Annotated in this window: 23 protein-coding genes and 1 tRNA gene; 13 read left to right on the forward strand and 11 right to left on the reverse strand. The window is 38.8% G+C overall.

Annotation, left to right across the window (positions count from 1 at the left end):
• Positions 1-15: 15 nt before the first annotated feature.
• From ACN9MR_RS20835 to ppsA, 5 genes are all read right to left on the reverse strand, one after another.
• A complete protein-coding gene (locus tag ACN9MR_RS20835) occupies positions 16-1,524 on the reverse strand; it encodes a RagB/SusD family nutrient uptake outer membrane protein (protein ID WP_426326447.1) in 1,509 nt (502 codons plus the stop codon).
• A gap of 17 nt (positions 1,525-1,541) precedes the next feature.
• The gene (locus ACN9MR_RS20840; protein ID WP_426326448.1) at positions 1,542-4,586 is read right to left on the reverse strand and encodes a SusC/RagA family TonB-linked outer membrane protein; all 3,045 of its coding nucleotides are present in this window, start codon (positions 4,584-4,586) and stop codon (positions 1,542-1,544) included.
• A gap of 103 nt (positions 4,587-4,689) precedes the next feature.
• Entirely contained in the window at positions 4,690-4,953 is a 264-nt protein-coding gene (locus ACN9MR_RS20845) for a hypothetical protein (protein WP_426326449.1), read from the reverse strand.
• A 504-nt stretch (positions 4,954-5,457) separates the two neighbouring features.
• Positions 5,458-7,593, reverse strand: coding sequence for a DPP IV N-terminal domain-containing protein (locus ACN9MR_RS20850; RefSeq protein ID WP_426326450.1), 2,136 nt, complete (start codon positions 7,591-7,593; stop codon positions 5,458-5,460).
• 330 nt (positions 7,594-7,923) lie between these two features.
• Positions 7,924-10,539 (reverse strand): phosphoenolpyruvate synthase, encoded by a 2,616-nt coding sequence (gene ppsA, locus ACN9MR_RS20855; RefSeq protein WP_426326451.1) that lies wholly within the window; start codon positions 10,537-10,539, stop codon positions 7,924-7,926.
• A gap of 328 nt (positions 10,540-10,867) precedes the next feature.
• Between ppsA and ACN9MR_RS20860 the strand changes: the two genes are divergently transcribed.
• Together ACN9MR_RS20860 and ACN9MR_RS20865 are read left to right on the forward strand one after the other, a co-directional pair.
• Positions 10,868-11,671 carry an SDR family oxidoreductase gene (locus ACN9MR_RS20860; RefSeq protein WP_426326452.1) on the forward strand — a complete coding sequence of 268 codons (804 nt, stop codon included), beginning with the start codon at positions 10,868-10,870 and terminating at the stop codon, positions 11,669-11,671.
• 59 nt (positions 11,672-11,730) lie between these two features.
• Positions 11,731-12,639 carry a helix-turn-helix domain-containing protein gene (locus ACN9MR_RS20865; protein ID WP_426326453.1) on the forward strand — a complete coding sequence of 303 codons (909 nt, stop codon included), beginning with the start codon at positions 11,731-11,733 and terminating at the stop codon, positions 12,637-12,639.
• Between the two features lie 19 nt (positions 12,640-12,658).
• Here ACN9MR_RS20865 and ACN9MR_RS20870 read toward each other — a convergent pair.
• The 4 genes from ACN9MR_RS20870 to ACN9MR_RS20885 all read right to left on the reverse strand — a co-directional run bounded on the left by ACN9MR_RS20870 (position 12,659) and on the right by ACN9MR_RS20885 (position 15,178).
• Positions 12,659-12,743 (reverse strand) — tRNA-Ser (locus ACN9MR_RS20870).
• Between the two features lie 2 nt (positions 12,744-12,745).
• Positions 12,746-12,988 (reverse strand): GIY-YIG nuclease family protein, encoded by a 243-nt coding sequence (locus ACN9MR_RS20875; RefSeq protein WP_184468958.1) that lies wholly within the window; start codon positions 12,986-12,988, stop codon positions 12,746-12,748.
• A gap of 192 nt (positions 12,989-13,180) precedes the next feature.
• Entirely contained in the window at positions 13,181-14,611 is a 1,431-nt protein-coding gene (gene pyk / locus ACN9MR_RS20880) for a pyruvate kinase (RefSeq protein ID WP_057931851.1), read from the reverse strand.
• Positions 14,612-14,758: 147 nt separating this feature from the next.
• Complete coding sequence (locus ACN9MR_RS20885; RefSeq protein ID WP_029274996.1) at positions 14,759-15,178, reverse strand: IPExxxVDY family protein; 420 nt, start codon at positions 15,176-15,178, stop codon at positions 14,759-14,761.
• A 158-nt stretch (positions 15,179-15,336) separates the two neighbouring features.
• Here ACN9MR_RS20885 and ACN9MR_RS20890 point away from each other — a divergent pair, with 158 nt between their 5' ends.
• The 3 genes from ACN9MR_RS20890 to rnc all read left to right on the forward strand — a co-directional run bounded on the left by ACN9MR_RS20890 (position 15,337) and on the right by rnc (position 17,672).
• Entirely contained in the window at positions 15,337-15,573 is a 237-nt protein-coding gene (locus ACN9MR_RS20890) for an acyl carrier protein (RefSeq protein WP_008508386.1), read from the forward strand.
• 21 nt (positions 15,574-15,594) lie between these two features.
• A complete protein-coding gene (gene fabF, locus ACN9MR_RS20895) occupies positions 15,595-16,848 on the forward strand; it encodes a beta-ketoacyl-ACP synthase II (protein WP_029274997.1) in 1,254 nt (417 codons plus the stop codon).
• A 95-nt stretch (positions 16,849-16,943) separates the two neighbouring features.
• On the forward strand, positions 16,944-17,672 hold the full coding sequence (gene rnc, locus ACN9MR_RS20900; protein ID WP_426326454.1) for a ribonuclease III: 729 nt from the start codon (positions 16,944-16,946) through the stop codon (positions 17,670-17,672).
• 249 nt (positions 17,673-17,921) lie between these two features.
• Here rnc and ACN9MR_RS20905 read toward each other — a convergent pair whose 3' ends face one another.
• Positions 17,922-18,632, reverse strand: coding sequence for a hypothetical protein (locus ACN9MR_RS20905; protein ID WP_426326455.1), 711 nt, complete (start codon positions 18,630-18,632; stop codon positions 17,922-17,924).
• 6 nt (positions 18,633-18,638) lie between these two features.
• Entirely contained in the window at positions 18,639-19,355 is a 717-nt protein-coding gene (locus ACN9MR_RS20910; protein ID WP_426326456.1) for a hypothetical protein, read from the reverse strand.
• 228 nt (positions 19,356-19,583) lie between these two features.
• On the opposite strand from ACN9MR_RS20910, the gene ACN9MR_RS20915 reads away from it, so the two are divergent.
• From ACN9MR_RS20915 to ACN9MR_RS20950, 8 genes are all read left to right on the forward strand, one after another.
• Positions 19,584-20,312, forward strand: coding sequence for a lysophospholipid acyltransferase family protein (locus tag ACN9MR_RS20915; protein WP_426326457.1), 729 nt, complete (start codon positions 19,584-19,586; stop codon positions 20,310-20,312).
• Positions 20,313-20,679: 367 nt separating this feature from the next.
• Positions 20,680-21,543 carry a YicC/YloC family endoribonuclease gene (locus ACN9MR_RS20920; RefSeq protein WP_426330237.1) on the forward strand — a complete coding sequence of 288 codons (864 nt, stop codon included), beginning with the start codon at positions 20,680-20,682 and terminating at the stop codon, positions 21,541-21,543.
• A 58-nt stretch (positions 21,544-21,601) separates the two neighbouring features.
• On the forward strand, positions 21,602-22,168 hold the full coding sequence (gene gmk, locus ACN9MR_RS20925) for a guanylate kinase (protein ID WP_426326458.1): 567 nt from the start codon (positions 21,602-21,604) through the stop codon (positions 22,166-22,168).
• A 36-nt stretch (positions 22,169-22,204) separates the two neighbouring features.
• Complete coding sequence (vapB, locus tag ACN9MR_RS20930; protein WP_426326459.1) at positions 22,205-22,408, forward strand: type II toxin-antitoxin system VapB family antitoxin; 204 nt, start codon at positions 22,205-22,207, stop codon at positions 22,406-22,408.
• Positions 22,408-22,803, forward strand: coding sequence for a type II toxin-antitoxin system VapC family toxin (locus ACN9MR_RS20935; protein WP_426326460.1), 396 nt, complete (start codon positions 22,408-22,410; stop codon positions 22,801-22,803). The genes vapB and ACN9MR_RS20935 overlap by 1 nt, the downstream gene beginning before the upstream one ends.
• Positions 22,800-23,372 (forward strand): nicotinate (nicotinamide) nucleotide adenylyltransferase, encoded by a 573-nt coding sequence (gene nadD, locus ACN9MR_RS20940; protein ID WP_426326461.1) that lies wholly within the window; start codon positions 22,800-22,802, stop codon positions 23,370-23,372. Before ACN9MR_RS20935 ends, nadD begins: the two co-directional genes overlap by 4 nt.
• Positions 23,373-23,515: 143 nt before the next feature.
• Positions 23,516-25,216: a glycoside hydrolase family 3 protein gene (locus ACN9MR_RS20945; protein ID WP_426326462.1), complete on the forward strand. Its 1,701-nt coding sequence runs from the start codon at positions 23,516-23,518 to the stop codon at positions 25,214-25,216.
• A gap of 266 nt (positions 25,217-25,482) precedes the next feature.
• A complete protein-coding gene (locus tag ACN9MR_RS20950; RefSeq protein WP_426326463.1) occupies positions 25,483-25,692 on the forward strand; it encodes a hypothetical protein in 210 nt (69 codons plus the stop codon).
• The last annotated feature ends 70 nt before the right edge of the window (positions 25,693-25,762 follow it).

Here is a 25,762-nt window from a genome sequence, read left to right on the forward strand (position 1 = left end):
TATAGATATTAAATTTTAATAACCCGGATTTTGGATCAGGTTGGGGTTGCCAAGTTGATTATCAGGAATAGGAAAAAGCAGGTATTTAGCCTCACTTGCCGGTTTTTCCTGCCATGCAGCAAGAAATTTACCAAAACGGATTAAATCCTGTCTCCTAAAGCTTTCCCAGTATAACTCACGTCCACGTTCGTCCAATAAAATATCCAATGTTAAATTTGGTAAAATTGAAGCGCCCCTAACGGTTCTGATCGAATTTACAATCGCTAAGGCAGGAGCAGGCTGCGATGTTCTTAACTGGGCCTCTGCTTTCATCAATAATACATCGGCGTAACGGAAATAAACCCAATCGTTATCAGGTTTTTTAGATCCTGCATTAGGGTAATCTATTGGGTATTTAACTACCCTAATACCTGCAACTTCCAGATGGTTTGGATCACGTTCAATAATTGCGACTTCAGGAGTAAAAGCTAAAGGATTGCCTTTCCTGTCTTTTAATGCAACACCGTTTTGATCAAACTGTTGTCCAATCAAAAAGCCTACACGGATTCCTGATACATTGGTTTGCCCGGTATAAGTGCCACCCCTTCTGGTATCGCTTGCTTCAAATTTATTGTAAAAGTTGGATAGGGTAGAAAAACCATTGTAACCGTTCGGATTTTGGTTATAATGGAGGGTACATTTCCACATCCCGTCTAAATCGCTTCCCGTTACACTGGCAAGGTTTTGAGAAGTAAAGATGTTTTCTTTGGAAATTATATTATTTGTAGGAGCGAAATTATCGAAATAATTGGGCGTAAGTGTATATCCTCCTGTTGCAATTTCATTTGCCAGCGAGATTACTTTAGCCATATCTGCCGGATCGAAAGTTGGTGCTGCGCGGTTTAAAATTGCTCCTTTATTGAGGTAAATCTTCATTAGCAGCGTTCGCGCGGCATTTTTATTCGCTTGGCTTGCTGGCCCATCCGGTAATAGGGGAATGATCGCAGTTAGCTCATTAATTAAATAAGCAATTTCATCGGCCGCGTTTCTAACTCTTGAAGGTTTGGTTACACCTTCTCCTGGATCACGATAAGGTACCTGACCCCATCCATCTAAAACCGAAAATTCGGAGAAGGATCTGATGAAACGGGCAACCGCGGCCTGGGCAGGAGTGGGATTAAAAGCCAGTACATCCGTACTTACATAACTAACGCTATTTAAATCTCTGAATACGTCCGAAATTCTTGCGTCGTCTGCTGCCCATTTATGCAAATGAAGGGCACGCCAAGCACCATTATCATCCCAGTCGCCGGCACGTGTGGGCACAATTACTTCATCAGAAGTTACTTCCTGTAGGGCAGACCAGTTCCAGGGAGCCTGGTAAGGTCCTCTCATTGCGGTATAACTTGCCGTGATCAATCCAGGTACATCGTTCGAACCCAATGAACCTGAACTCACTTGACCATTTAAGTTTTCGTCTAATTTAGTACAGCCCGATAGTGCAAGTGTTGCGGCTACGAAGCTGATTATATATTTATTTTTCATGTGATTATAATTGAAAATTAAAGTGAAAAATTGACACCGAAATTGAATGTCCTGGCAGTAGGATAGGCTGTATAATCGATGCCTGCTGATGGTACACCATTGATGCTTTTGTTTACATTTACTTCCGGATCAAAACCTGTATAATTGGTGATTACAAAAAGATTCTGACCGTTTAAATAAATATTGAGTGATTTAATTGATTTACCAATGTTTCCAATGTTGTAATTGATGGTTGCATTGGCCAATTTTAAGTAATCTCCCTTTTCAATATATCTTGATGAAGCAGCAATAGGGTTTGCTAATGATTCCTGTATGTCTGAATTTATTAGTGCTGATGATATATTTCTATTGCCCAGATTTGAAATGGCTAAAACCGAATTTGCTGTATTGTTGTAAATACTCTGACCAAATGAACCGTTTAGATTGGCGGTGAGTGAGAATTTTTTATATCTAAGGTTAGTGCTTATACCTATAATTGCTTTAGGATTGGGGTTTCCAAGGTAATATTTGGTGAAACCATCATCTGTATAATTCGAAAATCCACTTGGTAATAAACCATTATACTGTCTGGTTACCATAGCAAATAAGGGTAGCCCACTCTGTACAACCTCTACATTTACTCCACTTAATCCCTGTCCGTTTAACGAACCTGTTCTAATTAAGCCGGTAAGGTTTTTTACCTCGTTTTTAATAAAAGTTACATTACCACCTAAAGACCAGGAAAATTTATCATTGTCTATGATATTGGCATTTAGGCTAATTTCCAATCCTTTATTCTGAATTTCTCCATCTAAATTGTACCAAGTAATTACACCATTTGGAGCAGCTGGTGATAATGCATTTTGTGGAAATAAAAGATCTGTGGTTACTTTATTAAAGAAATCTATTGATCCTGTTAATTTATTATTTAAAAAGCCAAAATCAGCGCCTATATTGGTTTGTTTGTCTTCCTGCCATTTTAAATCTGGATTGGCATTATTTATACCGACTGAACCATCAATACCTTTATTTACGAAACGCCGTTGAGAAGATCCAGATGGGAAATCCTGATTACCGGTTTTTCCATAACCCAGTCTTAATTTTAATTGATCGAGCCATTGCGCATCACTTAAAAAACTTTCTTTTTTAATGTCCCATGCAGCAGCGAATGATGGGAAATACCCATATTTATTGTTGGTTCCAAATTTCGTCGAACCATCAGCCCTGAAGGTGGCTGTTAAAATGTATTTACTATCGTAATTAAAAATGGCCCTTGCGAAATAAGATTGCAATTCCGTTGTTGGATCATTACTGGTTACAAAAGTACGGTTAGCTGGTAAGGTGGCTTCAAATGCATCGGTATAATCTGAAGCAATGTCCCCAAAACCAGTAGCTGTATTAATTGCACTTTTACGAATGAAATTAGAATACTCGTAACCTAAAACGGCATTTAAATTCAGCTTGCTCACAATCTCCTTATTAAAATTTAAAGTATTTGTAAATTGTTGTGTTACTAGTTCTGTGTTGGAATAACTCGCATATCCGCCTAAGAAATCTCCAGAAGGCTGAATACCCTGCAGGTTTAAAGTACTTCTTGTTGAAGCTCTTCTAATGCCTGTACTATAATTAACACTGGCCAGCATTCTGTACTCCAACCATGGCGTAATTTTGTAGTAAGGCGATATACTTCCCAAAATAGTTGAAACCTTTGCCTTATCACTGTTTGCAGCCAAAGCCGCTAATGGATTGATGGTGGTAGAACCGTAATCGATAAATAAACTTCCATCAGGATTATAAAAAGACTGCGTAGGGTTCCACGATAGTGCCTGAGAAATTAAACTTCCTGTAAAACCTGCATCAGTAGTAATTGGAGCTATACTTTCCAGGTACTGGTTGCTGATCATGTTAATGTCCAGCCCCAGCTTTTTACTTTCCAAAAATTTGAAATTACCGTTAAAGCCAGCACTGTATTTTTTAAAATCGGTTGATTTAATGATTCCCTGCTGGTTCTGATAGCCGAGGGATGCCCGGAAAGTGTTTCCGTTATTGCCACCGCTTATCCCTACAGAATAATTCTGGTTGTAAGCTGTACGGGTAATGGCATCCAGCGCATCTACGTTGCTGCCGAAATCCCCAGTGGTGAGGTTATATTTTTTTAATGCTGCACGGTATTCATCGCCCGTTAAAACATCAACCCGCCTTGCAATGTTACTTACGCCTGCAGATGCACTTACATCGATTTTGGTCTCACCTGATTTTCCTCTTTTCGTGGTAATTAAAACCACACCGTAAGCCGCACGCGAACCATAAATGGCTGTTGCCGATGCATCTTTAAGGATTTCCATCGATTCGATATCGGCTGGGTTGATAAAGTTTAAAGGGTTGCCATCCGGAGTGGTACCTGTACCTGCGCTGGCGGTTAAACCTCCAACACCTGCATTGGTTGATGGTCTGGCCGACCTTCCGTCTAAAGCAACACCATCTACCACATAGAGTGGCTGTCCGGTGCCGGTGATGGCAGAGTTACCCCTGATGCGTACTGTTGAAGCTCCGCCTGGTTGACCGCTATTGTTGATCATCTGTACGCCTGCAACTTTACCCTGGATCAATTGATCGGGGGCATTTAAAGGCCCTTTGTTGAAATCTTTTGCCGAAACAGTTGTTGCAGCACCGGTTAAATCATTTTTCCTTACGGAGGCATAACCTATCACTACCACTGCTTCCAGATTATTTAAGGATGCCATAGTGATATTGATTACCGTTTGGTTATTGATGCTTACCGTTTGTGTTTCCATACCTACAAAGCTGAAAACGAGCTGTGTGGAGCCTGAAGGAGCGGTAATGGCATATTTTCCGTCAGCATCTGTCTGTGCTTTTGCTGTACCTGGTTTCGCTTGAATGGTTACACCGGCTACTGGTAATTTATCACCGTCGAGCACCGTGCCCTTAATTACACTTTGTGCAAAAGCCGATGCGCTGAGCAGCAGCATGCAGCAACTTATCATCACAAGTTTCTGCAAAGAATACAATTTCTGTTTGTTGGATAAAACAGCCCAATTGCTTTTTGGTAAAGTAATGTTCATAGTTGATTTAATTAATTGGTTAGAAAATAGGAGTATTTAAGGATTCAGGATTTTCTAATTTAAGGTGGAGTATGTTTCATAGTTTCTACTTTTTATGTTCGTATTAGTCGATTATACCTTTAATATTTGTGCAGATGGGCAATTCAAAATTTACGGGATCGTTCCCGATATTTATGATGCCAATATGATTGAGCATTTTTAACTCATATTTATTCATATCTACAAGCGAAAGACATTTTGTTGGCGTATTTTGATAATTGTAAAGATCATTTCCTTTATTTTCAAAACTGCTGGCAATAGGCAGCGGTTGGCCGGTAATGAAAGAAAGCAGGAGGGATAAAATGATAAACAGTTTCAATTGTCTCATAATTTTCGGTACAACAAATCGGATCCCTACGGATAGGAGCCTGAGCTATTGTGATTTAGTTTAGTATTTGGTTAATGTAATGATTAAGTGTCTGTGATGAACTATTAAGTTTACACATCTTATCCATTTTATAATATGAAGATAGCTTATAAATTATGTAAAACCATAAAAAGGAAAATAATTTATCGAGGTAACTTACTATCAGAGAACTGCTGCAATTAATAAGATGTGACAAAGAGGGCCTGGCCAGGTAGCAATTTAGTATTAATAACACATACAAAGCCCTAAAAGGCTACAAATTGACTTTTGGTAGTATGAATTTAAAATTGATTCCCGTTGTCCCTACGCATAGATTTGCTTTGAGAAAAGTTATTTGAAGATATATTTAGTCACAGAGACTCGGAAAACATAACAAAAATTGTGACCAATTTTGATATAAATAGTGAACCCCAAAAGTTTTGTACAACTTTTGGGGTTCAATCAAAAAAATACAGTCTTTAAAAATTATCTTGCTGAAGGGCCTTTCATTTGATAATCTTTAGGTGGTTCTGCTCCTAAAAGATGCTGTACAAAGTAATCCCAACGGCGACGCGTCATATAAGGTGAGTATTCACCATAACCATGTGCACTATTTGGAAAAATAACCAGATCGAAAGATTTATTTGCTTTTTCTAATGCCTCCACAACTAATAGCGTGTTGTAAGGTGGTACATTATCATCCATCATACCATGAACCAACATCAGTTTCCCCTTTAGGTTTTTAGCATAGTTCTGATTGGCCTGTGCTTCATAATCAGAATTTTCTACCAAACCATTGTAACGTTCGCCCCAATCGTCCTCGTAGTTTCTGTTATCGTGGTTACCTGATTCTGAAATTCCTACTTTAAAGAAATCCGGATAACGGAACATGGCCGCAGCAGTAGCAAAACCTCCGCCAGAGTGCCCCCAGATACCCACCTTTGTTGTATCAATAGGATATTTAGCAGAGAGCTGTCTGATGGCTGCGATCTGATCAGGCAAAGTATTCTCAGCCATATTGCCATAGCTCATATCATGAAAACTTTTAGAGCGGTCTGGATTACTGGTGCCTTCTATTACTACTACAATAAAGCCGAGCTCGGCCAAAGCCTGGTTATCGCCGCGTGAAGCAGCAAACGACCAACTACCTACGCTACCGCCCTGAGGACCTGGATAAATATAATCGATAACCGGATATTTCTGCCCTGCATCCATTTTTGTTGGGGTGAAAACGAGTCCATAGATATCGGTTTTACCATCTTTGGCTTTAACAGAAACGGGGATAGGTGCTTTCCAGCCTGTAGCGGCTAACCTGGATACATCTGTTTTCTCTAAAGTGTTGATCAGTTTACCATTGATACTTCTTAAAACGGTAACGGCTGATACATCTGGTTGTGAATAAGTATCTACAAAATATTCGAATGATGGAGAAAATACCACCTGATGGTTACCTTCTTCAGGGGTTAACGATGCTAGATTTTTTCCGTCGAAACCGATCTTGTACAAATGGCTAAAATAAGGATTTCCTTTTTCCCGGCCATTAGCCATGAAGTAAAGCGTGCGCGTTTTTTCGTCTACTTTAACTAAACGGGTAACTACGAAATCGCCTTTGGTAATCTGATTTTTCAATTTTCCGCTGGTAGCATCGTATAAATATAAATGTCCCCAGTTATCTCTTTCCGAATACCAGATAATTTCTTTAGATGCTGGAAGGTAACGCCAGTTGATTGCTCCCTGACCAGATTCGTACTGTGTTTTTACCGTTTCTTCGAAAACTTCTCGAACGGCCCCAGTTGTGGTATTGGCAATGCGGAATTTTTCATTTTTATGATCGCGGGAGGTAGACAGAAATGCCACTTCAGTGCCATCAGCTTTCCAATCGATGTCATCAAAAGTACCACTACTCGAAATATCATCGCTTAAAGTAGCACGGTGTTGATCTGCAGGGATATTTAGCGAAGCCATCTTCGCGTTTTCTACATCAATCACTACTCTTCTAATCGTTGCGATCTGCTTATCGCCGGGTAAAGGATATTTCCAGGCTTTTAATACTGGCGCCCCCACATTCGTGGTTACCAGATACATATCTTTCGAATTTCTTTGGTCTTGTTGAAAAGTGGCTATCTTTTTCGAATCAGGCGACCAGCGTAAAATTGGCGCATCGCTATGTTTCCATCCTGCATTATCGGTAGCATAACCATAATCTTTAATACCATCAGTGGTTAACTGTGTTAATTTTCCTGTAGCCACATCTTTAACAAAGAGGTTATAATCTTTAATTAAAATGGCTTTTTTCCCGTCGGGAGATAAGACTTCATTACGTCCAGCCCCGCGACGTGATGGCATTGCACTGCCTTTATAATCGGTAGTTAAAGTTTTTGTTTTCTTTACCGGATCTACCAAAAAAGTTTGTTCAGTGCCATTGGTTTTAGTAGTGTACCAGAATTTATCACCTTCCAGCCAATTCGGTTGCACGCTTGCATGGTCGATATACTTTGCTGTATTATAGCCCATAAAACTTTCTGCTCTTTCGTAATCTTTAACGGTTAAAGCCTTCTGTTGAGCATTTGCTGTAATGGCCAAAGTACAAGCCGTTACGGTAAGCCAATATTTATTCATCATGTTAGTTAATCTTGCGCTAAAAATAAGACTGTTTTAGGAAATGGCAGGTATTAATCTTGATATAATTCCCGGGATGTAGCGTTCTTTTAACCACAAATGGCACCAAGTTAGATTTTCTTTTTTATATAATCCACTCCGAACCCCGTACTAACATCATCATCCATCTTTTTAAAGATCCTTCACTGCGTTCAGGACAACAAATCAGGAGTTCGGCTGCGAGCTCTAGACTTTGGACTAATCGATCAGTTAATCCACTTCAAATTCTCAATTCCAAAAGCCCAGCTCAAGATAAATCGACTCATGATTCCAGGGTAAAGACTTCAGACTTATTTATAAAATCTCCACATATCCATCCGTTCCGTTTAACCGAATGCGCTGTCCGTCTTTAATCAGTTTGGTGGCATTTTCTACGCCAACAACCGCTGGCAGACCATATTCTCTTGCAATCACGGCACCATGCGTCATTAATCCACCGACCTCTGTAATAAGGCCTTTTATTGAGACGAACAATGGCGTCCAACTCGGGTCGGTAAATGAGGTAACCAGTATATCTCCCTCTTCAAGATCAGCATCTTCCATGTTTAGGATTACGCGTGCCCTTCCTTCAATCATTCCTGAAGAAACCGCCAAACCGATAATAGCCTCAGCCGGAAGGTTCTCGCGATTGTATTTACCTGTGATAATTTCTCCATCAGAGGTAATTACCCGTGGCGGCGTAAGTTTCTCGTATTTGCTATACTCTTCTTTTCGCTTAACAATAAGCTGGTAATCAATTTGATGTGTGCGCACCACTTCACGAAGTTCTTCAAAAGTGAGGTAATAGCTATCTTCCTTTTCATGAAAAACATGAGCATCTACGAGTTTTTCGACTTCCTTTAGTAAAGCCTGCTTATAAACGAAAAAGCGGTTAACAATGCCGTATTTTGGGTATTCACGATAACCAGCAAAATTTCGGAGCAGACTGATCATCTGTTTTGTTTCCAGTTTTTTTTGTTCACCACCTGGTAAATGAGCCAATCTACCCAATAATTCATTTTCCTTTTTTAAAGCTTCCTGTTTTCCTTGCTCAAATTTTCGCTTACCAGCATTGGGCTCAAAGTTTTTGATATTGCTAAGGATTAAGGGAATTAATATCGATGGTTTTTCGCTCCAGCGTGTATTCGTAATATCAATTTCTCCCGCACACCGCATTCCGTATTTTTCGAGATATGCGTAGATTGCATTCCGGATTTCCTTTCCACCATCAATTTGAATCATTTCATCTAAAAAATTATCCTTCTTTATCTCTTGTAAATAATTAATCAGTACCGGGTAAGTACGGATTACATCTGCAACATCCAATAGTGCCAGGCCCATTTCTGAAGTAATATTGTTGGGTGCCGACTGAGACAGTGTATCTGCGGGATTTTTTTCACCCAACCATTCTTCCATCTTTTCATTGAGCCAGGATGAAGCATTCATGGCGGCTATAATCACCCCCATATGTTGCGAATCAAATATCATCTTTTTTGATTGCTCAATATCTTCGAGGATAAAATCAAAAAGATCTGGTCCCGATTTCGTTTGGATATTTTGTTTTAGTGTTTCCACTGATGCCTCATTAGTTTTGATCAGATCAGCAACGATAGCGGGGTCGTTTCCTATTTGCGCTAAAATATCGGCAGCCGACAGGCCCTTAGTACTCTTGACCAGCACTGGTCCTTTTCCATCATCTGGTAGTTGTTTTATAAAGTCACCTCTTTCTGTGATGGTGATCAATGCATCTTTGATGAGCGGATCATGTTGCCCCATCGCATCTAATAAATTCGCCCTCCCAGCTGGGGTGGCCAGACTATCTGTTACATCAACAAACAATCTTCCTCCGGCTTTAAACATTGGTCTGGCTGCCCTTAACTGCCATAACGATAGCCCTAGTGGCTTCATGGCATCAGTCATCATTTGCTGATGGCCTACAGATATATACACATGATTTTCGGCGTCGTTTGTTTCTGGAATGGGATATAAAGTAGTAATTGGCCTACTCTGAACAATATAAAAGATATCATCAACCAAACACCATTCAATATCCTGGGGGCTACCAAAATGTGCTTCGATCTTTCTACCAAGCTCCTCAAGCTGTAAAATTTGTTCATCTGCAAGCACTTGCCTGTTTTGCTCTTCCGCTGAAAGCGCTTGAGATTTTGTACCGCCATCCTTTAAGGCATAAATAGCCAGTTTCTTAATTGATATTTTTTTATCGATAATCCTGCCACTACACACCTGATAATTATCGGCGTTTACCAGACCCGAAACCAAGGCTTCACCCAGCCCAAAACTGGCATCAATAGATAACATTCTCCGATTTCCGGAAACCGGATCTGCCGTAAATAAGATTCCTGCTGCCTGTGGAAAGACCATTTGCTGAACAACAACACACAGTTGCACTTTACGGTGATCGAAACCGTTTTGAATGCGGTAAATTACCGCTCTATCGGTAAACAATGAGGCCCAGCACTTGCTGATATGTTTAAAGATCGATGTTTTTCCGATAACGTTCAGGTAGGTATCCTGCTGACCTGCAAACGATGATGTTGGCAAATCTTCGGCGGTAGCACTCGACCGGACAGCAAAAGCCTCATATTCGTGAAAATTGGCAAGGTGCCTTCCGGTCTCCTGGGCAATATCATCCGGAATGGATATGTTTTCAATAATTGTCCTGATTTTGGCGCTGGCTTTACTTACCTCCTGCAAATCTTCTGTTTTAAGCTGGCTCAATTCATCCAATAAAGTTTTCAGTTCCTTATTGCTTGTGGTTATTTCTTTATAGGCCTTTGTGTTTATGCAAAAGCCCCGTGGCACCTGCATTCCGCCAATTTTGGATAGCTCGCCAAGATTGGCACCTTTGCCCCCTACTTCTAAAATATCAGACCTGTCAATTTCCTGAAAACCAATTACATATTTACCCATATTTTTCCTGATTTAATTTGGTAGAAATTCATTTATCTTTAATGGCATTTTTAAGGAATAAATCCAAAAATATAGGCTATAACACATGAAAACAACGTTTTTCAACTATATTTTTCCAAGCGCAATAATGGTACAAGTGTTGGCGTTATCCTTACAACAAAGCGGCAATAATTAAGGTAAAATTGTGCCGAATTTTCTCCCAAACAAGACGCTTTAGCTTGCCCTTCAAAAAAACAGCCGTCATTTAGACTACAAGCAAACTCAATTTGGCTACATCAGCATTTGCGCTTTGCCGCAACTTTGTATTGTTAATTTAAAACAATAGAAAATGCAAAAGACAATTTTTATTACAGGAGCTTCTACAGGTTTGGGAAATGCTGCTGCCAAATTATTTCAGCGCAAAGGATGGAATGTAATTGCAACCATGCGCAACCCTGAAAAGGATACAGAATTAAGCACATTAAGCAACGTTACCGTACTTCCTTTGGATGTGACCGACCTTGCTCAGATCCAATCGACTGCAAAAAAAGCAATTGAACAGGGTGTAGATGTCGTATTTAACAATGCCGGCTATGGCTTAATCGGGCCATTAGAAGCACTGAGCGACGAACAGATCGTAAAACAACTTAACACAAATCTATTAGGTGTAATCCGTGTTACGCAGGCATTCATTCCTTATTTCAGAGCAAAGAAAGAAGGTTTGTTTATCTCTACAACTTCTATTGGCGGATTAATCGCTTTCCCACTAGGCTCAACCTATCATGCTACAAAATGGGCATTGGAAGGCTGGAGCGAAAGCATGGCTTTTGAGCTAAACACTTTTGGTGTAAACATTAAAACCGTATCTCCAGGTGGAATTGCAACCGATTTTTCGGGCCGTTCTTTAGAACTGGCAAGCAACGAAGATTATGATCCGATGGTACAAGCAATGATGGCGGGTTTTGGTTCAATGATGGAAACAGCTTCTTCTCCTGAGCAAATTGCTGCAGTTGTGTACGAAGCGGCTACAGATGGCAAAAACAAACTGCGTTATGTAGCTGGTGAAGATGCCAAGGCCTTATATGCACAGCGACTGGCACAGGGTGATGAAGCTTTCAGGGCCGATTTTGCCAAGGTATTTTTAGGTAATTAATTACCGAGGGCAATGCAGCCCAATGATTTGTGTTGCCCTAATATTTGTACTTTTATATTATGGAAAAGAAAGTCCCTTTACGCATTTCAACAATCTCTGAAATACATGCGTTGCTGCAGGTTCCCAAACCTGTCCATCCGTTGATCAGTTTGGTCGATAATTCGCTGATGGTCACCGACACAGAAATGTTAGACCGCCCGTTTTTTTTCAACTTTTACAAGATTTCCTATAAATATTCAACGACGGGCCGAATGGGCTATGGACAGGGTTATTACGACTTTAACGAGGGCGGTATGATGTTTACTTCACCAAACCAATTGATTTTTGCAGATAATGAAGCTAAATATTACGGGGCTACACTTCTGTTCCACCCCGATCTCATCCGGAACTATCCGCTAGGGTCGACCATAAAAAAATATGGTTTTTTCTCGTACGAAACCAATGAAGCATTATTTCTGTCAGACAAGGAGAAGAAAATAATTTTAGGACTATTCGATAATATTAATGAAGAACTGAACACTTCGATTGATGAAATTAGTCAGGATGTGTTGGTATCTTACATCGAAGTATTGCTCAATTATAGCAACCGTTTTTACAAACGTCAGTTTATTACCCGAAAGGTGGTTAACAATGATGTATTGACTAAAATAGAGTACTTATTGGAGGATTATTTTGCTGATGAAAAATCTTTGATTAGCGGATTGCCAACAGTTGAATATCTAGCCGCAGAAGCAAACCTTTCGCCACGTTATTTAAGCGATATGCTCAGGGCTTTGACCGGGCAAAATACCCAACAACTTATTCACGAAAAGTTAGTTGAAAAAGCAAAAGAAAAACTTTCGACGACTGAATTGTCGGTGAGTGAAATTGCCTACCAACTGGGTTTTGAGCATCCACAATCATTCAGTAAGTTCTTTAAAACAAAAACGCATTTATCTCCCTTGGAATTCAGGCATTCTTTTAATTAGGACTGGGATGGATCTAAAGCGGAGAGGGCGGGATTCGAACCCGCGGTACCTTGCAGTACACACGCTTTCCAAGCGTGCTCGATCGACCACTCTGACACCTCTCCGGTTATATGATGTTATTTTGTTTCAAATAAATGTAGCCATTTACAGACTTATAATATTGTTCTCTTCTAAAAGCCTCACTTCTTGAATTAAATTCTTCAAAAAAGTGAATGATGAAAGGGCGCCTAGCTTTCGTTGATTTTACATCTCCCCTATTATGTTTGATTAATCTTATTTCCAGGTTTTCAGTACTTCCATAATAGTACTTCCCATCTTTCTCGCTTTTCAAAATATAACTATAAAACATAATTATCTTTTATTGCAAGTATACAAAGTTTAATTGTTAGTCCCTACTTTCCAAGCGTGCTCGATCAACACTCCCCATAGGGGTCCTTTGGACTGACACCTCTCCGTGCTGGATTGCAAAAGTATATTTTTTATTGATAAAAAAAATGCTCCCGATTAAAATCAGGAGCATTTTATAATATGATATTAGAAATTAATCTATAACCGTAATTTTTAACATATTGGTTTTACCTTTTGCTTCCATTGGAATAGCAGCAGTATTGATAATGATATCACCTTGTTTAACCAGTTTCTTGCTTTTTAAGAACTCGTTTACCTCAATGATGGTGTTATCGGTACTTTCCCACTTATCGTAATAGAAACCTCTTACACCCCAAAGTAAACTTACTGCATTTAATAATGCCCTGTTGCTGGTAAAAATAAAGGTTAAAGCTTCTGGACGGTGACTTGAGATTTCGAATGCAGTGTAACCGCTTAAAGTCATCGATACAATACCTACCGCGTTAGTTTGTTTCGCTAAGAAACAAGCTGAATCGCAAATGGCATCGCTTAAGAAAGATGGCGACTTTGGTTTTAAAAACTTATCCGGATTGAAAGGATAGTTGTTCTGCTCAATGTTCTGGATAATTTTCTGCATGGTTTCGATCACGATCAGCGGAAATTCTCCAACTGATGTTTCACCACTTAACATCACTGCATCAGCACCATCTAAAACAGAATTCGCCACATCATTTACCTCTGCACGTGTTGGGCGAGGTGTAGTGATCATACTCTCTAACATTTGTGTAGCCACAATTACAGGTTTAGAAGCTGCTCTACATTTGGCAACGATCATTTTTTGTAATAATGGAACTTCTTCCATCGGACATTCAACCCCTAAATCGCCACGGGCAACCATAATACCATCTGTTACTGCAATAATCTCGTCGATATTGGCAATGGCTTCTGGTTTTTCGATTTTAGCAATTACACGTGCGGTTTTACCGCGTTCTGCTATAATTTTTTTAAGTTCGATAATATCTTCTGCCTTACGCACGAAAGATAAACCGATCCATTCTACATCATTTTCTAAAACAAATTCTAAGTTTTCGCGGTCTTCTGGCGTTAATGAAGGAATAGAAACTTTAGTATTTGGAAGGTTTACACCTTTTCTTGAGGTTAAAATACCACCGTGAACAATTTCGCAAACTACTTCATCCTTTAAATTGGTAGAAATCACTTTCATTTGAAGCTTTCCATCATCTAAAAGGATAATTTCGCCCGCCTGAACATCCTGAGGGAAGTTTTGGTAAGTGATGTAAATACGTTCTTCGTTACCAATACATTCGTTAGTAGTAATTACGGTAGTTTTACCATTGATCAGGTTAATGCCACCTTCTTTCACTAAACCGATACGGATTTTAGGACCTTGTAAATCGGCAAGGATACCTACATTATAATCGTATTTTTTGTTTAAATCGCGGATAGTATCCAAAACCGCTTGGTGATCTGCTTGTGATCCGTGTGAAAAGTTTAAGCGGCAAACATCTAAACCAGCGTTAAACATACTATATAATACATCTGGTTTTGCTGATGCAGGCCCAAGCGTGGCAACAATTTTAGTTCTCGAATGAAAAGGTTTCATTTAATTAATTGATTTTAGCAATGCAGTTTAAAGCATTAATTATTATCTAAAATAATCAAACTGCATCAAATTTTATATATTTTGTTCTTTTGTTCTTTGTTTGTAACCGTCAAATATAGTGTATTTAATACACCAAGTATATAATTTTTATATTACCAAATTCTCACGGCTCTTTAACTTGGCCGGATCTATCTTTGCAGCCACCTGTATATCAGGCAGTTTATTTAAACCATTGATTAAATAATCTAAATCTTCCTTATCAATAAATTCTTTAATAATAATAAAAAAATCTACCTTGTTCATCTCCGGAATTAGAAAACCATCGCTGCTTTTATTGCAGATTAAGTAGTATTCTACCTCCCCTTGCTCTACAAAAAAGTAATATTTCGAGAAAGACCAGGCTGGTTCGTCGATATTAAAAAATATTTCATGGTCTTCTATTTTTTCAAATTGAGTATTTAACCGGGTATTAATTTTGTGGCAAAGCACATAGTCTTTTAAAGGTGCTGTGATCGCAATTAGTATAAAATCAAGGTCTAAGGTAAGTTTTAGGTAAGTCTTATTCAAAGCGAAATAAATTATTTACAGAACGAAATTAAAAAACTAATTCTATATTCGCTGTGTTATTGAGATACCAAAATTACGTATCGAAATAAAAACATTTGAAAATTGTAAGAATTTATTTTTCTTTGCACAGAATTATTTAACCATTAAATTATAAAATTATGTCTGATATTGCTTCAAGAGTTAAGGCTATTATCGTAGAAAAACTAGGTGTTGACGAAAGCGAAGTTACGCCAGAGGCTTCATTCACCAACGATTTAGGTGCAGATTCTTTAGATACCGTAGAATTGATTATGGAATTTGAAAAAGAATTCAATGTAGCTATTCCTGATGATCAGGCTGAAACCATCGGTACAGTTGGTCAAGCGATTGCTTATTTGGAAAAAAACGTTAAATAGAATTACGCTTTTTCAGTATAAATGGAATTAAAAAGAGTAGTAGTAACAGGGTTGGGTGCGCTCACTCCTATAGGCAATAATGTTCCCGATTTTTGGGAAGGATTGACTAACGGGGTGAGTGGCGCTGCTCCTATTAAGGGTTTTGATACTGAAAAGTTCAAGACCAAATTCGCATGTGAGGTTAAAAATTTTAATCCGGAAGACTTTTTGGAGAAAAAAGAAGCCCGCAAGCTAGATCCGTTTGTACAATATGCTCTTGTAGCAACAGATGAGGCTGTGAAGGATGGTGGTTTTGATTTTGAAAAATTAGATACCAACCGCATCGGAGTAATCTGGGGCGCAGGCATAGGTGGGTTGAAAACTTTCCTGGATGAAATTTCGAATTTTGCCAAGGGAGATGGTACGCCAAGATACAATCCATTTTTTATCCCTAAAATGATTATTGATATTGCTCCAGGGCATATCTCGATCAAATACGGCTTACGTGGGCCAAATTTTGCAACTGTTTCGGCATGTGCTTCTTCAACAAACGCAATGATTGATGCATTTAACTATATCCGCTTGGGTATGGCCGATGTAATTATCAGTGGCGGTTCTGAAGCGATAATTAACGAAGCGGGTATGGGTGGTTTTAACGCCATGCATGCATTATCAACACGTAACGAAGATCCGGCAACGGCATCACGCCCTTTTGATAAAGACCGTGACGGTTTCGTAGCTGGTGAAGGTGCTGGGACGATTATTTTAGAAGAACTTGAACATGCAAAAGCAAGAGGTGCAAAAATTTATGCAGAGCTTGTTGGCGGTGGAATGAGTGCGGATGCGAATCACATCACTGCACCGCATCCTGAAGGTTTAGGAGCTAGAATGGTAATGACCAATGCCCTAAAAGATGCTGGTTTAACAACTGCTGATATAGATTATATCAATGTACATGGTACTTCTACGCCTTTGGGCGATATTAGTGAAACCAAAGCCATTGGTACATTATTTGGTGAGGATGCTTATCGTTTAAACATCAGCTCAACCAAATCGATGACTGGCCACCTTTTGGGCGCAGCCGGAGCTATTGAGGCTATTGCAGCAATTCTTTCTGTTAAAAATGATATTGTTCCTCCAACAATCAATCACTTTACAGATGATCCTGCATTTGACCCTAAATTGAATTTTACTTTTAACAAAGCGCAAAAACGTACCGTTAGAGCTGCTCTAAGTAATACATTCGGTTTTGGCGGCCATAACGCTTCTGTTATTTTTAAGAAATACGAAGATTAATTTAAAACAGCCCTGCTATATAATTTTGTATGCTAGTTAAAAATAGATAACTTAGTTAAATATGCTAATTAGCCGTTAATTGTGTTATTTATTTAATGCCGATATTAAAATTATATAAACTTTATCTCTCTCCCGAAAAGGAGTTTGTTAAAAAGCTGAAAAACATTTTAGGCTTTGTTCCAGGCAATGTTACGCTCTATAAAATGGCGTTCAGGCATCGTTCTGTAGCAAAAGTTTTAAAAAATGGAAGCAGGAGCAGCAACGAACGCTTAGAATTTTTAGGCGACGCCGTTCTGGGTTCGGTGATAGCAGAGCTGCTTTTTAAACATTACCCCTACAAAGAAGAAGGTTTTTTAACCGAAATGCGTTCGAAGATTGTAAACCGGGCCAATTTAAACCAGCTGGCAAAGAAAATCGGTTTTGATAAGCTTATTCAGTTCGATCAGCGTTCGGTTAGCATACAAACCAAGCACAATTCAATGCTGGGCGATGCTTTTGAAGCCATAGTGGGTGCCATCTACATGGATAAGGGCTACAACTTTACCAAAGAATTTTTATTGCGTAGAATTGTAAAACCTCATATCGATATCCACACCTTAGAACTTACAGAAACCAATTTCAAAAGTAAACTGATCGAATGGTGCCAACGCCATGGTAAGGACGTTATGTTCGAACTGGCTGAGAATGGCGAAGGTGAAAGCGCTAAATTATTTACCATTAGTGCTGTAGTAGAAGGCGAAAAAGTGGGTACCGGACGGGATTACAACAAGAAAAACGCAGAAAAACTAGCTGCAGAGAAGGCTTGCGAAGTGTTGAGTATATAGAAGATTGGTTAATTGTTTAAATCGGTTAATTGTTCAGTGGTCATTTGTTCATTGGGGGATTTGGTTAACTGTATAAACTGGTTAATTGTACAGGTGGGTTAAAACTTCCACTAACGCTAAATTCTCAACTCAGGACCAAACACTTCAGACCTCCGACCCCGGACTTCGGACTTATTTTATACAACCAAAACTCATCACTCCAAATGCCCAACTCCAAACTGACTCAGGACTAAAGACTCCCGACTAAACCTACTTCCCCTTACCTAACGTATCTGTAAATTTCTTCGAAGATTCTTTAATGTATTTAATGTAATCATAACTGTTCCAATGCTGTGCTTTATCAAACTCAGGACGGCAGTTTAGCATGTATTTCTCTAAGGTATCGCCTCTTAATTCGGTATTGTTTTTAATAATACTCTGGTTGAAGTATACATCTATCTGTGATTGTTTAATTTCGTTATCGGCATATCTGCCAAATCTCCGTGCATTTTTAGGATCAGTGCCAAATAAGTTATATAGTGCATTTAACGGACTGAATATAGCCGACAAAACCGTTGTTTTACCGCCATTATATACGCCCTTATTTTTAAATTCCCGTTTAATTTCGTCCAGATCCTCTTTTTTGGTATTCCCTCTAATGGTTACATCAGCCAAGGTTGTGCTTCCCCTAATCAGATAAATTACCAGGTCTTTTTCGCTGTTCACCACAACACGCTGATCGATCAAATCCCTTTTAATTACCAGCAGTGTATCGCCAATTCTGGCTTTTAGCTGAAACATACCAATATCATTACTGCCTACACCAATTCCGGTGCGCAGATTGGTAATTTCAGATAGGGCAATCCTGATATTTGAACCTTTTTCGATCACCACACCTTTCACAATAAAATCCTGTGCCTTTACGAAAAAGCTGACTAAGGTAAAAACGAAGAGTATAACGGCAAATTTAAAGTTTTTCATGGTGTGTTAATTTGTATGTTTCAAAGTATCGGTATATTTCTTAGCCGATTCTTTGATGTATTTAACAGCATCGTAATTGCTCCAATTAATGGTCATGCTGCGTGTTGGGTAATAATCGAGCAGAAATTTGTCCAGATCTTTCCCTGTTAATGTAGTATTCTTCGAGACTAAACTTTTATTAAAAAACTTGTCTACCTCAATCAAACTTAGCTCCTTTTTATAATAACGGTTAAAATTACGCGCTCTTGCCGGTGTTTTTCCAAAAAGTTCATAAAAAAATGTTATCGGACTTCCACCAAAAGGGTTTAACAAAATTAATGGGGGTTTACCTGCATAAAATGAGCCATTTCGTTTCAGGTCTCTTGTTATACTTTCCATTTCCTGCTTTTTGGTCTGCCCTTTAACTGTAACCTCATCTAACATAGTACTTCCTCTGATCAGATAAACAACCAGGTCATCGTCTGTTTTAACCACCACTTTTTGCTCATTCAGGTTCCTTTTTTGAATTAACAGCGTATCGCCAATCCGGGCATTTAACTGAAATAGGCCAATATCGTTACTTGTGGCACCCATTTTATTACGTATGTTGGTAATCCCAGCCAAAGCAATCCGCACATTTGAACCTTTTTCAATGACAACACCTCTAAGTACAAAATCCTGAGCCTTTATTTTTAAGCCCTGTATTAAGAAGAACAATAGAGGAATAATTTTCAAATGCTTCATCGCGTTAAATGGCAAGTTAAATTATCTGGTATCGAAAATTGGTTTCTATTTTAACAGCAGATCGGTTTTGTTGTTTGTTTGTTGCTTTAATTGTTACATCCTGACCAGAAAACTAATTCATCTCCCTTAATGAATTAAAAGGGATGAAAAATACTTTCTTATCTACTATTATTTTTGTAAAATTAACATTTGTTAACCTTGAAAACTGTTAAATAAACGTTAATAAACATGAGAAAACTAATGGGTGGATTTTATTTACTCTATTCGGCAATTGTATTTTTTATACTCATGCTTATCGTTTGCCCTTTTATCCTGATCAGTACAGGTATTTTTAAGGAGAAAACAGGAAGAAAAATTTCCTTCTATTTTTTAAAATTCTGGGCATGGGCTTTTAGTCTTTTCACTTTTCTATGGTTTTCTGCCGCAGGAGAAAAAATTGACACTTCTCGGGCTTATATCTATGTAGGCAATCACAGTTCGTTTTTAGATGCTGTTGCTATTGTAATCTGTATTCCACAAGCCTTCAGTCCACTGGGGAAGATAGAAATGCTTAAAATCCCGGTATTTGGTTGGATTTACAAACGTTTAGTGGTGATGATCGACCGGAGTAGCAGGGAAAGCCGCGACCATTCTGTAGCCGAACTGAGAAAAGACCTGGCCGACGGACAATCGATCCTGATTTTCCCCGAAGGAACGATGAATAAATCAGACAACCCTTTAAATCCATTTTATGATGGCGCCTTTCGCTTAGCCATAGAAACCCAAACACCGATTTTACCTTTTGCGATATTGAACAGTAGAGTGCATTTGCCAAGGACAAATCCACTTTTACTCAACCCCGGGATGATTAGAACAGTATTTGGAGGAGCCATTGAGGCGAAGGGATTGGTTGCCGAAGATATTGAAGAACTGAAGCGAAAAACATTTAATGCCATTTTGAGCTTGTTGGAAAAGTAGCGTAATGTTGCATTTTATTAGGAAATGAAGGCTTTGGTACTTTTGGCTAAACCAGCCCTGCTGTCCGTTTTATCCCGATGGAAGAATCGGGATGTTCACTTCCATCAGGTTTAGGAAGAGAAGTTCTGCACCATGTAGGTAACAGGCCCCTGCCAAAAACTATTCCACGTTGTACATAAACCCGATTGAAACGAACACGGAGTGTAACGGAGTAAAGTGTAAAGCGGGGCTGCAATTACCAAAGAAATACGGAACGCTGGTTTTCTGAATGTAAAAGTATTTTATCCCGCAAGCTTTACTCTGGCGCCACGACCATTATTATTTCTCCTTTCCGCTTAAAACCCTATCTTTGCGCATGATAAAATCCATGACAGGATACGGCTTAGCAACAGCCGATTATGCAAATGCGAAGTATAGTGTCGAAATCAAATCGCTCAACAGTAAATTCCTGGAGCTGAATTTAAAATATCCTAAAGCTTTTTCTGATAAAGAGCTGATTCTGCGCAACATATGCAGTAAAGACATCGAAAGAGGAAAAGTAAGTTTAAGCATCAATGTAGAGCGTACCAATGGTGAAGTTACGGGTGCTACCATCAATACAGCGTTATTAAGCCACTACTACAAACAGCTTATTGCCGTTAACAACGAATTAGGTGCTGATAGCAGTAATTTATTGCAAACAGCATTAACCTTTCCTGATGTAATCAGTTACAAGGAAGAAAGTGTAAGTGAGGATGAGTGGAACCATTTATTCGAGATTTTCAATTCGGCATTGGCCAATTTCAATAAATTCAGAGAAGACGAAGGTGCTGTTTTAAAGGCCGATTTGGAGCTGAGAATTAAAAATATTCTTTCTTATTTTAAATCTGTAGAGGAATTAGAGCCTAAAAGGATTACCGCTATCCGCGATAAATTCAGCCAGTTTTTGGATGATGCGGTTGGTAAAGTAAATATCGATCAGAACCGTTTCGAACAGGAATTAATCTATTACATCGATAAAATCGATATTACGGAAGAAAAAACACGTTTAAAAAGCCACTGCGATTATTTCTTGCAAACATTAGCAAGCAAAGAAGCAAATGGAAAGAAAATGGGCTTCATCTCTCAGGAAATAGGAAGAGAAATTAATACCATGGGCGCTAAAGCAAATGATGCCCAGATGCAACAATTTGTTGTTGGTATGAAAGAAGAATTAGAAAAGATAAAAGAACAATTATTGAATGTGTTATAGCGTTAGGCGGAAAGCGATAAGCGCTTAACGCCTAACGCCAATCGCAAAACTTTTAAAAATGCAAGGCAAATTAATCATATTTTCGGCACCTTCAGGAGCAGGTAAAACCACCATAGTACATCATTTATTAACGAAATTTCCTGAGCTGAGCTTTTCTATTTCTGCAACCACGCGCGAATTGAGAGGTGCTGAAACACATGAAAACGATTACTATTTTATTAGTAAGGAAGAGTTTTTACACAAAGTTGCCCGCCAGGAGTTTGTGGAATTTGAAGAAGTTTATAACGGAACTTTTTATGGCACCTTACGCTCCGAGATCGAGCGGATCTGGAATGATGGCAAACATGTTATTTTCGATATTGACGTAGAAGGCGGTATCCGTTTGAAAAGAAAATATGAAGAAGATGCTTTGGCCATTTTTGTTCAGCCACCATCGTTAGATGTTTTAAAAGAACGTTTAAGCGGTCGTGGAACAGATAGTCCGGAAAAATTACAGGAACGTTTTATCAAAGCTGAAAAAGAATTGCTTTATGCAGATAAGTTTGATGTGATTTTAAAAAATTATGATCTGGCTGCAGCTTGTGCAGAAGCCGAAAAGTTAGTAGGAGATTTCTTGAAGAAATAACTTTCTTAAGAAAGTAGAAATCTTTATATTTGGGTGATGACTGATATTCAATTATATAGCCAAATATCTTCATTGCCTTCAGACCTGAAGAAGCAAGTGTCTGATTTCGTCTTATCCTTAAAGAAAAAATCGAAAGCCAGTAAAAAATTGAAAGAAAGACAATTTGGTTATGCCAAAGATTTCTTTAAAATGACTGCTGATTTTGATGAACCATTAGAAGACTTTAAAGATTATATGTAATGCAGTTTCTGTTAAATACGCATACATTTATCTGGTTTATAAATGGAGATTCATCTTTGCCAAAGAAGATTGTTGATGAAATCAAAAACCTAAATAATCAATGTTATATTAGCATTGCCAGCATTTGGGAGATTGCAATAAAGTCTAAATTAAACAAACTTTCTTTAGGTGCAGATTTCGGTAAAATTTTAGACTTTCTGGATCAAAATCAAATAGAAATATTGCCAATTTCATTTGATCATATTATGAAGCTGAATGAATTAGATTTTCATCATCGCGATCCATTCGATCGGATTTTGATTGCCCAAGGCATTTCTGAAAACTTAACGATATTAACAAAGACCAAAATTTTAGCTTTTATAACGTTAAAGCAATTTGGTAAACCACAAACATGAAAACTGGTCTTTTCTTCGGTTCATATAACCCAATCCATACAGGGCATTTAATTATTGCCAATTACATGGCTAACCATACTGAGCTTGATGAAGTGTGGTTGGTGGTTTCTCCACATAATCCCTTAAAAGACAAAAGTGGTTTAACCAACATGTACGACCGTTTGGAAATGGCCAAACTGGCTACAGAAAATGCAGAACATATCCGTGTTAGCGATATCGAATTTGCATTGCCGCAGCCTTCTTATACCATCGATACCTTAACCTATCTCCATGAGAAATATCCTGATAAGGAATTTGTGTTGATTATGGGTGCTGATAATCTGGTGTCATTTAAAAAGTGGAAAAACTACGAGGTGCTTTTAAAAAACTACCAGATTTATGTTTACCCGCGCCCTGGGGCGAATGTAAGTGAATGGGAAAATCACCCTTCCATCACTTTTACCAAAACCCCTTTAATGGAAATTTCGTCAACTTTTATCCGCAAAGCCATTAAAGAGAAAAAGAATGTTCAGTTTTTTCTGCCTGATAAAGTGATCGATTTCATTGAAGGCAAGGGAATGTATAAATAGCAGAGATCAATATTTGTAACCTATACAGCACCTAAAAAAGCAACAGGCTTACAACAAATTGTATTAAATCGATTACTTGGATTGGTTTTTGTTTAATTCGCCTTTTGATTACTAATTTAGCGGCAGCAGATACAACAAAACACGTGAAAAAAAACTTATTTATACTCATTGCCTTTTTTGGCGCTGCATTTTCGGCAAGCGCACAACAGAAAACCTATTTAGAATTATTGGCCAATCAACCTAAATGGGTGGATTCGGTTTTTAACAAACTTAACCGCAGAGAACGTATTGCACAGATGTTCTTTGTTCGGGCACACACCAATCTGGGTAAAAAATATACCGATTCGGTCGGCCAGGTAATTAAAAAAGAACAATTGGGTGGGGTTATCTTTTTTCAGGGAGGTCCCGGTCGGCAGGTTTTAGCCACCAATGCCTATCAAAAATTAAGCAGGGTACCATTAATTGTAGCCAATGATGGCGAATGGGGCTTAGGTATGCGCCTGGACAGTACCATTTCTTACCCTTATCAAATGACATTGGGTGCTATCCAAAACAAAGAGTTATTGTATAAAATGGGCCTTGAAGTGGCTAAAGATTACAAGCGCATGGGAATGCAGATGAATTTAGCTCCTGATGCCGATATCAATAACAACCCCAAGAACCCCGTAATCAATTACCGTTCTTTCGGTGAAAATAAATATAACGTAGCCACTAAGGTTGCCGCTTATATGAAAGGCATGCAGGATGGCGGCTTATTAACCACACTGAAACATTTCCCTGGTCATGGTGATACTGATGTAGATTCGCATTACGATTTACCACAGCTTACTTTCTCTGCTACACGTTTAGATACGTTGGAAATGTATCCTTTTAAAGAACTGGTTAAACAGGGAGCTTCAGGCGTGATGATCGCCCACATGAACATCCCATCCTTAGATGCCACACCCAACCTACCTTCTACCCTATCTAAACCGATTGTTACGGGCATTTTGAAACAGAAATTAGGCTTTAAAGGTTTGATTATCTCTGACGCAATGGATATGAAAGGCGTGGTAAAATATTTCAAAGATGGAGAAGCTGATTTAATGGGTATCATTGCCGGAAACGACATTATTGAGCTATCTGAAAACAGCGACAGGGCCATTAAACTGGTGCGTAAAGCCGTAAGGCAGGATCGTGTAAGCATGACCGAAATAGACCAGAGTGTGCGTAAAATATTGACCGCAAAATACTGGGCTGGCCTGGCCAAACGCGACACGGTTGTAACCCAAGGTGTTGTTGCAGGTGTAAACCGCAAGTCTAGCAATGCTTTGGTGCAGGAACTTGCCAATGCATCAGTAACGCTGTTAAAAGGCAAAGATTATATCAAGCGCCTCATCCCAATCAGAAGAACCGCCATTATCAGCATCGGTGTACCTTCGGTTACCACTTTCCAAAAAGAGGTTTCGAAAGGTTATTATAACTCTGTTTATTATGTGCTGGATAAAGATGCCAGTGCTACTCAGATTTCGAACATCGCCCGCGAAATCGGCGCATTTGACCAGGTAATTGTGGGTATTCACGATAGTCGTGCAAGACCAGCTAATAATATCCCACTAAATGCAGGCGTAAAGAATTTTATTAAAGAATTATCGGCAAAGAATGCTGTTTTTGCGCTCTTTGCAAATCCATATAATCTGGCCGGTTTATCTGGTTTAGAAAACAGTAAAGGTTTGGTTGTTGCCTATCAAAAAGAAGATTATATGCAGATCTCAGCTGCTGCCGTAATTAACAACAGATTGGTACCAACAGGAAAATTGCCTGTAGGTGTAGCGCCGTTTTATAAATTCGGCGACGGATTATAAGTTTTTACCACTAAGACACAAAGAATTAATATCAGGTGAGAATATTTTGTCATTCTGAGCGCAGCGAAGAATCTTTTGCCACCGAGAAGTGGATTAATATTCCGCATTAGCCTCAACCATATCGTCACCCTGACCTGTAGCGAAGCGGAAAGCTACGTAGTAAATTTATTTCAGGGTCTCTATTAATAGTTTTATCTTCAGCCTTTTGGCTTTCCCTAAAACAATTTCACTATCAAAACGATTATCTAATATAAAACCTTAATGTTATGATAGATCCAGAAGATGACAATTATTCAAACGATCCGAACGATGCCTTGCGCAGAGAGGATGATGTTGAAAATATCAATGAACTTAACGGCGATGACACCAGCATTGAACACGATAAAAATCTGCTGGAACAAGCTGATGAAGCATCAAGAGCCTCTTATGAGCTAAATCTAGATGATGAGCTAGACGAAGATGATTTAGGCGACTAACAAGAAAGCCGTCCCGATTTCACATCAGGACGGCTTTTATACTCTCTACCAGGTTTACTATAAACCCTAT

It is taken from the genome of Pedobacter sp. R-06, assembly GCF_049913135.1.
GTDB lineage: Bacteria > Bacteroidota > Bacteroidia > Sphingobacteriales > Sphingobacteriaceae > Pedobacter.

Excerpts from the sequence above, each read along its gene's own strand:
- ACN9MR_RS20845 (WP_426326449.1), bottom strand. The coding sequence starts at position 4,953 with ATGAGACAATTGAAACTGTTTATCATTTTATCCCTCCTGCTTTCTTTC.
- vapB (WP_426326459.1), top strand. The coding sequence starts at position 22,205 with ATGACTGATATTCAATTATATAGCCAAATATCTTCATTGCCTTCAGAC.
- ACN9MR_RS20915 (WP_426326457.1), top strand. The coding sequence starts at position 19,584 with ATGAGAAAACTAATGGGTGGATTTTATTTACTCTATTCGGCAATTGTA.
- ACN9MR_RS20835 (WP_426326447.1), bottom strand. The coding sequence starts at position 1,524 with ATGAAAAATAAATATATAATCAGCTTCGTAGCCGCAACACTTGCACTA.
- ACN9MR_RS20950 (WP_426326463.1), top strand. The coding sequence starts at position 25,483 with ATGATAGATCCAGAAGATGACAATTATTCAAACGATCCGAACGATGCC.
- ACN9MR_RS20905 (WP_426326455.1), bottom strand. The coding sequence starts at position 18,632 with ATGAAAAACTTTAAATTTGCCGTTATACTCTTCGTTTTTACCTTAGTC.
- ACN9MR_RS20860 (WP_426326452.1), top strand. The coding sequence starts at position 10,868 with ATGCAAAAGACAATTTTTATTACAGGAGCTTCTACAGGTTTGGGAAAT.
- gmk (WP_426326458.1), top strand. The coding sequence starts at position 21,602 with ATGCAAGGCAAATTAATCATATTTTCGGCACCTTCAGGAGCAGGTAAA.
- nadD (WP_426326461.1), top strand. The coding sequence starts at position 22,800 with ATGAAAACTGGTCTTTTCTTCGGTTCATATAACCCAATCCATACAGGG.
- ACN9MR_RS20865 (WP_426326453.1), top strand. The coding sequence starts at position 11,731 with ATGGAAAAGAAAGTCCCTTTACGCATTTCAACAATCTCTGAAATACAT.
- ACN9MR_RS20850 (WP_426326450.1), bottom strand. The coding sequence starts at position 7,593 with ATGATGAATAAATATTGGCTTACCGTAACGGCTTGTACTTTGGCCATT.
- ACN9MR_RS20890 (WP_008508386.1), top strand. The coding sequence starts at position 15,337 with ATGTCTGATATTGCTTCAAGAGTTAAGGCTATTATCGTAGAAAAACTA.
- ACN9MR_RS20840 (WP_426326448.1), bottom strand. The coding sequence starts at position 4,586 with ATGAACATTACTTTACCAAAAAGCAATTGGGCTGTTTTATCCAACAAA.
- ACN9MR_RS20875 (WP_184468958.1), bottom strand. The coding sequence starts at position 12,988 with ATGTTTTATAGTTATATTTTGAAAAGCGAGAAAGATGGGAAGTACTAT.
- pyk (WP_057931851.1), bottom strand. The coding sequence starts at position 14,611 with ATGAAACCTTTTCATTCGAGAACTAAAATTGTTGCCACGCTTGGGCCT.
- rnc (WP_426326454.1), top strand. The coding sequence starts at position 16,944 with ATGCCGATATTAAAATTATATAAACTTTATCTCTCTCCCGAAAAGGAG.
- ACN9MR_RS20920 (WP_426330237.1), top strand. The coding sequence starts at position 20,680 with ATGACAGGATACGGCTTAGCAACAGCCGATTATGCAAATGCGAAGTAT.
- ppsA (WP_426326451.1), bottom strand. The coding sequence starts at position 10,539 with ATGGGTAAATATGTAATTGGTTTTCAGGAAATTGACAGGTCTGATATT.
- fabF (WP_029274997.1), top strand. The coding sequence starts at position 15,595 with ATGGAATTAAAAAGAGTAGTAGTAACAGGGTTGGGTGCGCTCACTCCT.
- ACN9MR_RS20910 (WP_426326456.1), bottom strand. The coding sequence starts at position 19,355 with ATGAAGCATTTGAAAATTATTCCTCTATTGTTCTTCTTAATACAGGGC.
- ACN9MR_RS20935 (WP_426326460.1), top strand. The coding sequence starts at position 22,408 with ATGCAGTTTCTGTTAAATACGCATACATTTATCTGGTTTATAAATGGA.